This is a genomic window from Pseudomonas sp. Tri1 (assembly GCF_017968885.1).
Lineage (GTDB): Bacteria > Pseudomonadota > Gammaproteobacteria > Pseudomonadales > Pseudomonadaceae > Aquipseudomonas.
Genome location: NZ_CP072913.1, coordinates 2,108,438 through 2,120,973, shown reverse-complemented (window position 1 = coordinate 2,120,973; position 12,536 = coordinate 2,108,438). Strand labels below are relative to the sequence as shown.

At 60.0% G+C, this 12,536-nt stretch carries 10 protein-coding genes and 1 other RNA gene; 3 read left to right on the top strand and 8 right to left on the bottom strand.

Translation table 11 applies throughout. From position 1 onward, the window contains the following. Positions 1–3: 3 nt before the first annotated feature. Both J9870_RS09400 and dnaX read right to left on the bottom strand, forming a co-directional pair. Positions 4–342, bottom strand: a complete 339-nt coding sequence (locus tag J9870_RS09400; protein WP_025212712.1) for a YbaB/EbfC family nucleoid-associated protein — start codon at positions 340–342, stop codon at positions 4–6. 64 nt (positions 343–406) lie between these two features. After that, positions 407–2,476 (bottom strand): DNA polymerase III subunit gamma/tau, encoded by a 2,070-nt coding sequence (gene dnaX, locus J9870_RS09395; RefSeq protein WP_210643644.1) that lies wholly within the window; start codon positions 2,474–2,476, stop codon positions 407–409. 143 nt (positions 2,477–2,619) lie between these two features. On the opposite strand from dnaX, the gene J9870_RS09390 reads away from it, so the two are divergent. Continuing rightward, positions 2,620–3,384 (top strand): transporter substrate-binding domain-containing protein, encoded by a 765-nt coding sequence (locus tag J9870_RS09390; RefSeq protein WP_210643643.1) that lies wholly within the window; start codon positions 2,620–2,622, stop codon positions 3,382–3,384. Here the strand turns inward: J9870_RS09390 and J9870_RS09385 are convergent. Further along, positions 3,336–5,078 carry a GGDEF and EAL domain-containing protein gene (locus J9870_RS09385; RefSeq protein ID WP_210643642.1) on the bottom strand — a complete coding sequence of 581 codons (1,743 nt, stop codon included), beginning with the start codon at positions 5,076–5,078 and terminating at the stop codon, positions 3,336–3,338. The genes J9870_RS09390 and J9870_RS09385 overlap by 49 nt on opposite strands. A gap of 339 nt (positions 5,079–5,417) precedes the next feature. Between J9870_RS09385 and J9870_RS09380 the strand changes: the two genes are divergently transcribed. After that, positions 5,418–5,732, top strand: coding sequence for a helix-turn-helix transcriptional regulator (locus tag J9870_RS09380; RefSeq protein ID WP_210643641.1), 315 nt, complete (start codon positions 5,418–5,420; stop codon positions 5,730–5,732). Positions 5,733–5,916: 184 nt separating this feature from the next. After that, positions 5,917–6,480 (top strand): DUF4823 domain-containing protein, encoded by a 564-nt coding sequence (locus J9870_RS09375; protein ID WP_246883092.1) that lies wholly within the window; start codon positions 5,917–5,919, stop codon positions 6,478–6,480. A 186-nt stretch (positions 6,481–6,666) separates the two neighbouring features. Here J9870_RS09375 and ffs read toward each other — a convergent pair. From ffs to zipA, 5 genes are all read right to left on the bottom strand, one after another. Next, positions 6,667–6,763: signal recognition particle sRNA small type (gene ffs / locus J9870_RS09370), an RNA gene on the bottom strand. Positions 6,764–7,196: 433 nt separating this feature from the next. Beyond that, positions 7,197–7,547 carry a hypothetical protein gene (locus tag J9870_RS09365; protein WP_210643640.1) on the bottom strand — a complete coding sequence of 117 codons (351 nt, stop codon included), beginning with the start codon at positions 7,545–7,547 and terminating at the stop codon, positions 7,197–7,199. 149 nt (positions 7,548–7,696) lie between these two features. Continuing rightward, positions 7,697–8,857 carry a putative zinc-binding metallopeptidase gene (locus J9870_RS09360; protein ID WP_210643639.1) on the bottom strand — a complete coding sequence of 387 codons (1,161 nt, stop codon included), beginning with the start codon at positions 8,855–8,857 and terminating at the stop codon, positions 7,697–7,699. 98 nt (positions 8,858–8,955) lie between these two features. Beyond that, positions 8,956–11,313 (bottom strand): NAD-dependent DNA ligase LigA, encoded by a 2,358-nt coding sequence (gene ligA, locus J9870_RS09355; protein WP_210643638.1) that lies wholly within the window; start codon positions 11,311–11,313, stop codon positions 8,956–8,958. 157 nt (positions 11,314–11,470) lie between these two features. Then, positions 11,471–12,316 carry a cell division protein ZipA gene (gene zipA / locus J9870_RS09350; protein ID WP_210643637.1) on the bottom strand — a complete coding sequence of 282 codons (846 nt, stop codon included), beginning with the start codon at positions 12,314–12,316 and terminating at the stop codon, positions 11,471–11,473. Positions 12,317–12,536 lie beyond the last annotated feature (220 nt).

The following is a 12,536-nucleotide window of genomic DNA, read 5'->3' as shown; positions in this document are numbered from 1 at the left end:
GAATCAGAACGGCAGTTTCATGCCCGGCGGCAGTTGCATGCCGGCCGTCATGCCGGACATCTTGTCCTGGCTGTTGGCTTCGATCTTGCGCACGGCGTCGTTGACGGCGGCGGCGAACAGGGCTTCGAGCATTTCCTTGTCATCTTCGCTCAAGCCTTCGACCACGCTCGGATCGATGCTGACACGCTTGACGTCATGGCGACCGGTCATGACCACCGTGACCATGTCGCCGCCGGACTTGCCAGTGACTTCGGCGTTGGCCAGTTCTTCCTGCATCTTGGCCATTTTTTCCTGCATCTGCTGCGCCTGCTTCATCAGGCCGGCCATGCCACCTTTCATCATGGGAATCACCTCGAAAGTACTTGGATAAACATCGCGCCCGGCCCGTTCGGCCCGACGCTTTCAGTTATGGGCCCTGGGTAACCGGGGCCTCGACAGGTTCGATAGTATCGTGACGGACCACCGCGCCGAACTGTTGCATCATTTGCTGGATGAACGGGTCACCGTGGATCGACTCTTCGGCTTCGCGCTGACGGTCGGCACGGCGACGGGACGCAGCCTGGGCCGGGGTCTCCTGCTCAGGCTTGATCAGCTCGATGCTCAGCGTCAGGGTGCGCTGGTGGTACTGGTTAAGCGCATCGTTGAGGCGACGCTGCTGGGTCGCGTTGAACAGCGCGCTGTGGGCCGGGTCCAGGTGCAGCAGCCAGTGGTCACCCTCCACGGCGATCAGCGTGCAGTTGGCGGCAATACTGCCGGTCATGCCGGTAATTGGCAGTTTCGGAAACAATTCCAGCCATTGCAGGGCCAGCCCGGTGGCTGGCATTGCCGCCGGTTCCGGCTCGGGCTCCGGGGCCGGCTCGGCGGCATGCTCGCTGGCCAGATCGTCCAGATAACTGTAGGCCGAATCGATGTCCGGCTCGATGTAGTCCTCGTCCAGCGGGGGCTCATCGTCCAGGTCAATGCCCGGCGTGGCGACATCAACGTCGGCCACGGTCGGCTCAGGCATTGGGGCCGCCACCCATTCGGGCGCATCGGGCACCACGCTGTCGGGCGTGGGCAAGGGCATGGGTGGCAGCTCGGGCTGCTCGGCGGTGGTTTCCAGCACGGGCTCCACGGCGGGCTGCTGGACGATCTCAGGTTCGACCGGATCATTCCAGGGCAAGTCGATGACCGCTTCGGCCACCGGCTCGGGCAACGCCTCGGCGACCGCTTCAGGCTCGGGTTCAATCGGCGCACTGACAGGCGCCGGAGCCGGTTCAGCCAAAGGCATCACCGGAGCAGAAGCCACTGCCGGCGCAACGATGGGCGCGGCAGCCACTGGCTTGGCGGAATCAGCTGTGGCCTGGCTGATCCCCACTGGCTTTAGCGGTTGCCTCGGGGCGTCCGCCGTATCGGCCGGCCGGAACGCCAGCATTCGCAGCAGCACCATCTCGAAGCCGCCGCGCGGATCCGGCGCCAGGGGCAGGTCGCGACGGCCGATCAGGCCCATCTGGTAATAGAACTGCACGTCCTCGGCCGGCAGTGCCTGGGCCAGGGCCAGTACGCGGTCACGGTCGCCGTGGCCGTTGTCGACACCCTCCGGCAAGGCCTGGGCGATGGCGACCCGGTGCAGCACATTGAGGATCTCCGAAAGCACGCCGTTCCAATCCGGCCCCTGCTCGGCGAGGTGACGCACCGCTTCGAGCAGCGCCTTGGCGTCACCTTCGATCAGCGCATGCAACACGTCATAGACCTGGCCGTGATCGAGCGTACCGAGCATGGCCCGCACATCGGCGGCCATGACCTTGCCTTCACCGAAAGCAATGGCCTGGTCGGTCAGGCTCATGGCATCGCGCATCGAACCATCGGCGGCGCGGCCCAGCAGCCACAGTGCATCGTCTTCGAACGGGACGTTTTCCACACCCAGCACGTGGGTCAGATGCTCGACGACCCGTTCCGGGGTCATGTTCTTCAGGGAGAACTGCAGGCAACGCGACAAAATCGTTGCCGGAAGTTTCTGCGGGTCAGTGGTCGCCAGGATGAACTTGACGTAGGGCGGTGGCTCCTCGAGGGTCTTGAGCAGCGCATTGAAGGAATGGCTGGAGAGCATGTGCACTTCGTCGATCAGGTAGACCTTGAAGCGCCCACGGCTCGGCGCGTACTGCACGTTATCGAGCAGCTCGCGGGTGTCTTCGACCTTGGTGCGGCTGGCGGCGTCGATCTCGATCAGGTCGACGAAACGGCCTTCGTCGATTTCCCGGCAGACCGAACACTCGCCGCAAGGTGTGGAGGTAATGCCGGTTTCGCAGTTCAGGCACTTGGCGATGATCCGCGCGATGGTGGTCTTGCCCACACCGCGGGTACCGGTGAACAGATAGGCATGGTGCAGCCGCTGGCTGTCCAAGGCATTGATCAGGGCCTTGAGCACATGGGTCTGGCCGACCATTTCGCGGAACGAGCGCGGACGCCACTTACGTGCAAGAACCTGATAACTCATCGAAAACCGTCGCAACGAAGGAACATAAGCGGCTAATGCTAGCGGAGCAGGGGCGAAATTGCATCCGGTGTGCTCGTCTAATCTGACTAAGATGGTCTCAGGGGCTCGGTTGTCGACAGGGTTTTGTACAGTCAGGAGAGTTTATGCGCTCAGCCATGGGGGCTTTGCTGTTGTTCGGTACCGCGTGTTTTGCCGACGAAGTACCTTTGCGCTTTGCCGTTACCGACGGCTGGGCCATGCCCATGGTGCAGATCGAACGAGGCCGCCCGACGCAGGGCATACTCCCCGACATAATGACCAGCCTGGCGACCCAGGTCGGGATGCCAGCGCAATTTCACGTCCTGTCCCGTGCCCGCCTGGACGGCGCCATGCAACATGGTGAAATCGATATGCGCTGTTATGTCAGCCCCGATTGGGTGGATAAGGGCGGCAAGTACCTGTGGAGTGTCCCGCTGTTTTTCCAACGCGACCTGCTCGTCGGCATGGCAGACAGTACCGCCGCGGTGACGCCAGCGACACTGGCGCAACAACCCATCGGCACCGTGCTCGGCTATACCTATCCGACCTTGCAGCCCCTGTTCAACGAGGGGCACCTGCGGCGCGACGATGCGCGCAGCCAGGAACAAGTGCTGGCCAAGCTGCTGGCCGGCCGTTATCGCTATGCGGTCAGCAACCAGTGGGCGCTGGACTGGTTCAACCAACGGCATTCCGCCGACCGGCAACTGCACGAAGTGGCTGTTCTCCAGGAACAGCAATTGGGCTGCTACGTACGCGATGACCCGAGAATTCCAGCCCAACACATTCTGCTCACCTTGCAGAAAATGAAAGCATCAGGAGAAATTGACGCCATCATCCAGCTTTACACTGGCCGCAGGGACGCGTCGGAGGCCGACGCCGGCTCTCCCTGAACGCCGGCTCGCTGCTGCCATTGCAACGGCGGGACAAACCCCATCACCCAGCCAGGGACCTGTTCGGGAGGCATGGGACGGGCAATGAAATAGCCTTGAGCCACCTCGCAGCCCAGACGCAGCAGCAGGAGCCCATGCTCAAGGCTGTCCAGCCCCTCGGCGACCACCTGGCGGCCAAACGCCCGGGCCAGGCCGATCACCGCCTCCGTCAGCGCCAGGTCGTCCCGGTCATCGAGAATATCGCGGACAAAGGTCTTGTCGATCTTGATGGTTTGCGTGCGCAGGTGCTTGAGGTCGTTGAGCGAGCAATAGCCGGTGCCAAAACCACCCAGTGAAAATCCTACGCCCAATGCCTGGCATGACTGCAGGCACGTACTGACGTGTTGAAGGTTCTCCACGGCGACGGATTCAACGATCTGCAAATCCAGCATGCTCGGTGACACCGCCGGATGTCGCTCCAACACCTGTTGCAGCCGCTCGACGAAATCCTCTCGCTGGAAATGCCGCGCCGATATGTTGATGCTCACCGGCCAGCCCTGCCCCATCTGCTGCCATTGCTGCAGCTGGGTCAGTACCTGCTCCATGACCCACTCACCGATCTCGACGATCAGGTCAGTCTCCTCCACCAGCGGCAGGAACTCGCGAGGCGGCACCAGGCCACGTTGCGGATGCTTCCAGCGCAGCAATGCCTCCAGACCAACCACCGTACCGTTGCGCATATTGACCTTGGGCTGGAAGTGCAGGCGCAACTCGTTACCCGCCAGCGCCTGCCGGACCCGCTCGACCGTCTGGTAAGTGACCCGGACCTCCTGGTCCCGGGACACATCGAACAGATGGAAACGATTACGGCCACTTTGCTTGGCCACGTACATTGCCTGATCGGCGTGGCGCAACAAGGTTTCAGCGTTTTCGTTGTCCCATGGAAACAGCGTGACACCAATACTGGCGAAGACCTTGATGCCCTTGCCATCGATGACATATGGCATTGAAACGCCGACCAATACGCGGTTGAGCGCGGCATTCAATTCATCCATGCCACGCACATGACGCAGCACCAGCACAAACTCGTCCCCCGCCAGTCGCGCCACGACGTCTTCACCCCGCACAATACTGCGCAATCGCCTGGCGACTTCCACCAGAAGCCGATCGCCGCTGGCATGACCGTGACCGTCATTGACGGCCTTGAAACCATCGAGGTCGAGCATGCACACCGCCAGGGGCAGGTTTTCCGCACGGGAAAACGCCAGTGCCTGGTCCAGCAGATCAGAGAGGTAGGTACGGTTGGGCAAGCCGGTCAGCACATCGTGACCGACCCGCCACTGCAACGAGTGCAGCAGCCGACGCTTTTCGCTGACGTCGAAGCGAATCGCCAGGTAGCGTTCGATTTGCCCGGTCTCATCGTCGATCACCGGTACCAGGGTGGTATCGACCCAGTGCAGCGTACCGTCTTTGGCACGGTTACAAATTTCCCCTTTCCACACCTGCCCCAAGCCGATGGTGCGCCACATGCCGCTGAAGAACTCGTCGGGGTGCTGGCCGGAATTGAGCAGGCGATGATCGGCGCCCAGCAACTCCTCACGCTGGTAGCCAAAAAGGGTACAAAATTGATCGTTGACGTAGGTGATGCGCCCGCTCAGATCGGTTTCGGAAAAGATCGCGGCGGCGTCAACGGCTCTGCGGTACTTCTTATCCATCGAAGCAGTCATCCATGAGTCAGGCTCATTTGTCGCGCGCGGTTGCACCGCCTCTGCAAAGGCGAAAATCAACTAGGCTCAAACACCTTGAGATAAGCTGGAGCGCGGGCCCTGGCAGCGCTACCTGAGGGGGTAGGCCCCTGCCCCTTGTGTCGCGGCAAGAAACGCAAGGCCCACTCTTTTCGCACATCCCGGCTTCTGAAGCAGGTCACCAAATACCCGTGCCAAAGGCCGATTCTACGAAACACATCACATTTTGCAAAGCAAGGTGATGGATCATGCAGTTGCCTAATGCAAAAATCTATCGTTAAGTTCTTGATTCTAAATGGGAATTGAGCGATGCAAATTTCAAGTTTGGGTGCGGCCATCAGACGCTATCGCAAAGTAGCGGGGCTTACTCAGGCTGAACTTGGCGAAAAAACCGGTTTTGACCCCAAAACCATCAGCCGCTTCGAAACCGGCACCTACACCCCCAGCATCGAAGCCTTGTTCCTGCTTGCCGACGTGCTGGATGTGCAGCTGAAAGCCTTTTTTGTCGACATGGGCGATGAAGACGAACAGCGGGCGTATTTGTTCGGTGTCATACACAGAGCCACCCCGAAGGATCTGGGAAAGCTGATCGCAGCGGTTGACCAGGCCTTGTCCAAGCCTTGAGGCAGGCATGAAAAGAGCAATCCGGCCTGCCGATGCACGCCAGACCAGCCCCCTCTTGGGCGTTCGCTTGTCCGACTGGCAATCTGAACATGGCGCCACTGCCATTCGTTTGCGTGGGCGACACGAATAAAATAATGTCACGTTGACATCGTCTGCCGCGGCCCCCGACTATCAGAGCCCTATCTTGCATCCCCGTGATGCCTTCGACTCGCTGACATCAATAGAACTCCAAGGGTATACCGTGCATAAATTCTCGATCCTTCTTGTTTCGATACTCGCCACCGGCTGCACCGCCAAATATGCACAACAAGATGTATTTCCCAGCCAGGCAAAACTTGATCGACAAATGCCAGTCACTATTGCCACACCTGTCGATGGCCGTTACGAAACGACCGTCTACCCTGCGTCCGGCGACATGACAGCCGCCGCTGCTAAAACGGCCTTCTCTCATTACGCCAATCATGTGACGGTCGTGGACGCGTGCCGGGAATTGGGTTGCCTGAGGCAGAACAGCCCTTCGGGCTATTACGTCATCCCGGAAATCCTCCACTGGGAAGATCGCGCCACAGAATGGTCGGGCCTGCCTGACAAGATTGAAGTAAAGCTCGCCATTTATGGCCCGACGGGAACGCAACCACTGGGCTCTACGATCCTGTCCGGCAAAAGCAAATGGGCGACCTTCGGCGGGGATCACCCGCAGGATCTGCTGCATGAACCGATAGCCGAGTATGTGAAAGCACAGTACTGATCCAAGCGACCTGCGATAGGCGCTCGGTCCGTCGATGCAGGACGGACCGGATTTCCGGCACTCGACGCCCCTGCCCCAGTCAGAATCCGGACAGCAGAACGCAACGATCGATAGCGATCAGCGAAATAAAAAATGCTTGGAAATTGACAAACCTTGCGAACGAAGGCTTGGGCGTTATGGAGGCAACCCCACCAGCCACACCCCGGCACACAATGTTCCCGCTGTGGCTGCTTCCTTCCGGATCTGACCAGGTTCACGGGTAATCGTTGCGGGGGGACCGATGGGGTCACCATAACGACGCTCACCTGACGGCGAGCCGCGCCATTGTACCTATCTGACGAGAAGTTACAACCGTTCGCGCCGGATAAAAAAACTGAAGATGTTCAAGCACTTGCTGTGGGGGCAAAGCGTGCTTGCGATGGCTTCGGCACATTCGACCTGGGTGCAAGCTGACCCACCGCTTTCGCGAGCAAGCTCGCATCCACAAGGGATCTGGAGCGAACACTGTATCCGCGGACACTAGAGAACCCATGTGGGAACCGAGCTTGCTCGCGATGACGGAGGCTCATTCAACATCAATGCAAGCTGATCCACCGCCATCGCGAGCAGGCTCGCTCCCACAGGGAACCTGCAACGAGTCATAATAGATTGAATCTTTCAAACAACTACCAATGAGCAACTACGGCCTTGAATCATGGTTGACATTAAATAGCCGGTCATGACGAAGTATTACAAACTACCACTGGACAGAACGGCCCATACTCACCATTGGAAGCTTGCGCCCGAACTTGAACATTGAAATAGACAGGCCGGGAGCCGCCACTGACGCCTATCTCATGTCGGTACCAGCCGCGCCCGTCCGGTTTCACTTGGGTTGCAGGAACGAACTGCGCCTGCCCAGTAGCCACCGCAGTCACTTTAAACGTGTGACCCGCAATCTGATCGGGCCGAACATTATCCGAGATTTGCCAGGCCAATATAATGGTGTATTGGCTTTGACCGGCCTGGGAAAGCCGCCGAGGCGCATTGGGAATGGTTGTCGCTTTATCCACTTCATCATGTTTCATAGTATTTTCCATAATAAATATAGCCATCATCCATGGCGGCCTTAGAGTAAAGGAAAGCCTGAATACAAAACTACTATCAAAATAAATGGCATCACTTTAACGCTGCCCGATCTCTATCGAGGCAAGCAAAACTTAAAGCGGGAGCAAAGTTACATCAGCACCTCATCCGCCCGACCACCCTCTTCCTGAATCACCAAATGGATGAAATGCAGCTTGGTGATGACGGCGGCGGGTACGACGAACGGATAGAAGTCCGGCTGGCCCATGCTTCGGGACAGTTCGTTGAGCATGCCGGCCAGTTCGATCCAGGCGTTGACGAATGACAGGAACGCCGTCCCCCCGGTGTGCTCGGGGTCGTACAAGGTCTCGGGCGGAAAAGGCTGGTAGTCGATATCCATTTCCCGAGCACTCATGCCAAAACCCAGCGCCGTATCCACCGCGTCCATCATGTGCAGGTAGTGGGCCCAGGTTTCCGCCCAGTCTTCCCAGGGGTGCATGGTGGCGTAGGCGCTGACGTAATGGGTCTGCCAGTCCAGCGGCGCCCCTTGCTGGTAATGCCGCTCCAGGGCGTCGGAATAACTGGCACGCTCATCGCCGAACAGTTCACGAAACGCCTCGAGCCAGTGGCTGTTGGCGATCAGCCGATCCCAGTAGTAGTGCCCCACCTCATGCCGGAAATGTCCGAGTAAGGTGCGATACGGTTCGCGCATCTGCTGGCGCACGTATTCGCGATGGGCATCGTCGGCTTCTTTGATGTCGAGGGTGACCAGTCCACTGGCGTGACCGGTGGTCGGCGGCGTGCCATCGGGATCGACCCCAATGAAATCGAAAGCCAAGCCGATGTTTTCATCGACGGTTTTCGGAATCACCGGCAAGCCGAGGGTGATCAGTTGCGCCACCAGCCGGCGCTTGGCGGTTTCGACCTTGCGCCAGCGCTCGGGGTTTTCCGGGATCGACAAATCGGGAATGGTGCGGTTCAGGCTGCAGGCGACGCACAAGGCATCGTGGTCATTGGCCGCAAGCAGCCAGTTGCACGCCGCCGGGGTGTCGAGGTTGGCGCAGCGGCGGAACAACCCGGCCTGCGGGTCCGCATCCAGTGTCCAGGTGTCGGGTTGCTCGCCGGGTTGCAAGGACGACAGGCGGCTCTGTTCAGGCTGATAGCCCAACGCAGCCAGGCAGGCCAGGCATTGGCTGTTGCGAAAAAACAGCGACTGACCGCAGCGACACGACCAGATCTTGCTATTGCGTGAGCGATCGCCCATGAACGGCGCGGCGATGCGTGAGCTCAGTTGTTCAAAGAAGCGGTACATGGCGATCTCCCTGGAGCCTGAAGCACTAGATCCCCCTGGTGCATGATCGTTCCCACGCTTTGCGTCATAGCGCCGGATAGGCGCGGGAGCGCTCCCGATTAAACCGTGATGCCATGCTCGCTCAAAAAAGCCACAAACGCCTCTTCATCCAGCACCTTGAGCCCCAGCTCGTTGGCCTTGGTCAGCTTCGAGCCCGCCCCCGGCCCGGCCACCACGCAATAGGTTTTCGCCGACACGGAACCGGCGACCTTGGCCCCCAGGCTTTCCAGCTTGTCCTTGGCGACATCGCGGCTCATCAACTCCAGCGAACCGGTCAACACCCAGGTATGACCCGCCTCAGGCAGACCTTCGACGACTTTCTTCTCACTTTGCCAATGCATGCCAAAGTCCTGCAGCTGCTTCTCGGCAGCTTCGGCCTGCTGCCGGTTGGCGGCGACAGCAAAGAACTCGCGCACGGCGTTGGCCTGTTTTTCCGGCAGCGCCTGGCGCATGTCGAGCCAGTCGGCACTCATGACCGCTTCGAGTGAACCGAATTTGTCCGCCAGTTTCTGCGCCCCGCCCGGCCCGACCGACGGAATATTCAGCTTGTCCAGAAAACCGCCCAGGGTGGTGCTGGCGGAGAACTCGGCACCCAACTCGCCCTGGTCCTGGATATCCAGACCATGGCGCAACAAATCCTTGATCACCTGACGGTTATGCGGGTCTTCGAAGAAGCTGTGAATCTCATGGGCAACTTCCAGGCCGACGTCCGGCAAATACGTCAGCACCTGAGGCAAAGCCGCCTGTACACGCTCCAGCGAACCAAGAGAACGAGCCAGGACCTTGGCGGTCTCCTCGCCCACGTCCGGGATGCCGAGGGCGTAGATGAAGCGCGCCAGGCTCGGCTTCTTGCTGTCGACGATGGCCGCCAGCAGGTTCTTGCTCGACAGTTCGGCGAAGCCTTCCAGGTCGACCACTTGCTCGAAGGTCAGGGCATACAGGTCAGCAGGCGAGCCCACCAGGCCCTCGTCCACCAACTGCTCGACGCTCTTCTCGCCCAGGCCCTCGATGTCCATGGCCCGGCGCGACACGAAATGAATGATCGCCTGCTTGAGCTGCGCGCCGCAGGCCAGGCGACCGACGCAGCGGTACACCGCACCTTCGCTGATGGTCTCGCGGCCTTTGCTGCGCTTGATCAGTTGCGTACGCTCCACATGGGAGCCGCAGACCGGACATTCTTGCGGGATCTCCACCGGCCGGGCATTGTCCGGACGGCGCTCGGTGACCACTTGCACCACTTGCGGGATCACGTCCCCGGCGCGGCGGATAATCACGGTGTCGCCGATCATCAGGCCCAGGCGCGCCACTTCGTCCATGTTGTGCAGGGTGGCGTTGGCCACGGTCACGCCAGCAACCTTGACCGGCTTGAGCCGTGCGACGGGTGTCACGGCGCCAGTGCGACCGACCTGGAACTCTACGTCCAACAGTTCGGTGAGCTCTTCGCTGGCCGGGAATTTATGAGCGATGGCCCAGCGCGGTTCCCGGGCGCGAAAACCCAGCTCGCGCTGAGAGGCGATGCTATTGACCTTGAACACCACCCCATCGATTTCATAAGCCAACGCGCTGCGCCGCTCGCCAATGTCGCGGTAGTAGTCCAGGCATTCATCGATACCGTGGGCCAATTTCAGTTCACGGCTGATGGGCAAGCCCCAAGCCTTGAGCTGCTTGAGATTGCCGATGTGGGTATCGGCGATGTCCGCGGTCACCTGGCCGATGCCGTAGCAGCAGAACTCCAAGGGACGGTTGGCGGTTATCTTCGAATCCAATTGGCGCAAACTGCCGGCCGCCGCGTTGCGCGGGTTGGCGAAGGTCTTGCCGCCTGCCTCCAACTGCGTGGCATTGAGGCGCTCGAAGCCAGCCTTGGACATGTACACCTCGCCGCGCACTTCCAACAGCGGCGGCCAGCCACTGCCCTGCAATTTGAGGGGGATGTTGCGCACGGTGCGTACGTTGACGCTGATGTCTTCGCCGGTCGTGCCGTCACCGCGAGTGGCACCCCGTACCAACATGCCGTCCTGGTACAGCAGGCTGACCGCCAGGCCATCGAGCTTCGGCTCGCAGCTGTATTCCACCGCCGCGCCACCGCCGAGCAAGTCGCCCGTGGGCAGGTCGAGGCCTTCGGTCACCCGCCGGTCGAATTCGCGCATGGTGGTTTCGTCAAAGGCGTTACCCAGGCTGAGCATCGGGATCTCGTGCCGCACCTGGCTGAACGCCGACAGCGCCACACTGCCGACCCGCTGGGTCGGGGAGTCGCTGGTCACCAGTTCCGGATGCTGCTCTTCCAGGGCCTTGAGCTCATGAAACAGGCGATCGTACTCGGCGTCCGGGATGCTCGGTTCATCGAGGACGTGGTAGCGGTAGTTGTGCTGGTCCAGCTCGGTGCGCAGCTGTTGGATGCGGGTTTTGACGGCAGTCATGGATGTTCTCTCATAAAGCAAAAGAGCAGCCGAGGCTGCTCAATCTTCTCAAAACATTGGCAATGTCGAGCCTATACCGGCCGAATGCAGAACCTGTGGCGAGGGGATAAATCCCCTCGTCACAAAAAGCCCCTGCGCCACAAAAGCGCTGCCGACTTCAGCGCTTCTGGGTCAACGCCCGGCGTTCGAATTCGACGATGCGCTGGCGGTAGTGTTCGATGGTCTGGGCGGTCAGCACGCTGCGCTGGTCATCCTTCAATTCGCCATTGAGCTCCTGGGACAGCTTGCGCGCCGCGGCCACCATCACGTCGAAGGCCTGCTTGGGATGACGCGGGCCTGGCAGGCCGAGGAAAAAGCTTACCGCTGGCGTGCTGAAATGGTCGATGTCGTCCAGGTCGAATACGCCCGGCTTGACCGCGTTGGCCATGGAAAACAATACCTCGCCATTGCCGGCCATGCTTTCGTGGCGGTGGAAAATGTCCATCTCGCCAAAACGCAGGCCGCTTTCCAGGATGTTCTGCAACAACGCTGGGCCCTTGAAGCCGGCCGGGTCGCGGCAAATCACGCTGATCACTAGCACTTCTTCGGCTTGGGCCTGGTCTTTGTCGGCACCGGAGGTCTTGTTCTCGTCCGGGAAGTCGTCGTCACGACTGCTGAAGCTCGGGCCACCATCCAGGTCCAGATTGAGGTTCAGGTCCCCCTGGGACGGCTCGCTGTTGCGCTTGCCGCGCTTGGAACCCGACTCCCGTGGCTCGCGCGCAGGCGCGCTCATCGACGGCAAGTCATGCTCGTCCAACTGCGGCTCTTTATGGGTGTCCAACACCCGGGGCGGCCCCAGCAGCTCGGCATTGCCATCGTCGTCCGGCAGGTTCGACAGGCTGCGATCAAGGCGAAACTTGAGTTTGCCCTTGCCGCCGCGCATGCGCCGCCAGCCGTCGAAAAGAATACCGGCAATGACAATGATGCCGATGACGATCAGCCACTCGCGCAGACCGATTTCCATGTAATCCCGTGCCTCTATAAAAATGCTGAAAAATAAGGGGTTTAGCTATTTGCAAACCGCTTTAAAACGTGGCGCCAACTCTATGTTCTGAATGGCGTTTTGCCCACGCACACGAAAAATTGACATTAAACTAGCACGACCAAAGATAACTTTACACCGTCTGTCGCATAGGCTCGTGCCAATCTGTGAATTGAACAACAAGCCCAAGGGTAAAAAATAC

Excerpts from the sequence above, each read along its gene's own strand:
- J9870_RS09400 (WP_025212712.1), bottom strand. The coding sequence starts at position 342 with ATGATGAAAGGTGGCATGGCCGGCCTGATGAAGCAGGCGCAGCAGATG.
- dnaX (WP_210643644.1), bottom strand. The coding sequence starts at position 2,476 with ATGAGTTATCAGGTTCTTGCACGTAAGTGGCGTCCGCGCTCGTTCCGC.
- J9870_RS09390 (WP_210643643.1), top strand. The coding sequence starts at position 2,620 with ATGCGCTCAGCCATGGGGGCTTTGCTGTTGTTCGGTACCGCGTGTTTT.
- J9870_RS09385 (WP_210643642.1), bottom strand. The coding sequence starts at position 5,078 with ATGGATAAGAAGTACCGCAGAGCCGTTGACGCCGCCGCGATCTTTTCC.
- J9870_RS09380 (WP_210643641.1), top strand. The coding sequence starts at position 5,418 with ATGCAAATTTCAAGTTTGGGTGCGGCCATCAGACGCTATCGCAAAGTA.
- J9870_RS09365 (WP_210643640.1), bottom strand. The coding sequence starts at position 7,547 with ATGAAACATGATGAAGTGGATAAAGCGACAACCATTCCCAATGCGCCT.
- J9870_RS09360 (WP_210643639.1), bottom strand. The coding sequence starts at position 8,857 with ATGTACCGCTTCTTTGAACAACTGAGCTCACGCATCGCCGCGCCGTTC.
- ligA (WP_210643638.1), bottom strand. The coding sequence starts at position 11,313 with ATGACTGCCGTCAAAACCCGCATCCAACAGCTGCGCACCGAGCTGGAC.
- zipA (WP_210643637.1), bottom strand. The coding sequence starts at position 12,316 with ATGGAAATCGGTCTGCGCGAGTGGCTGATCGTCATCGGCATCATTGTC.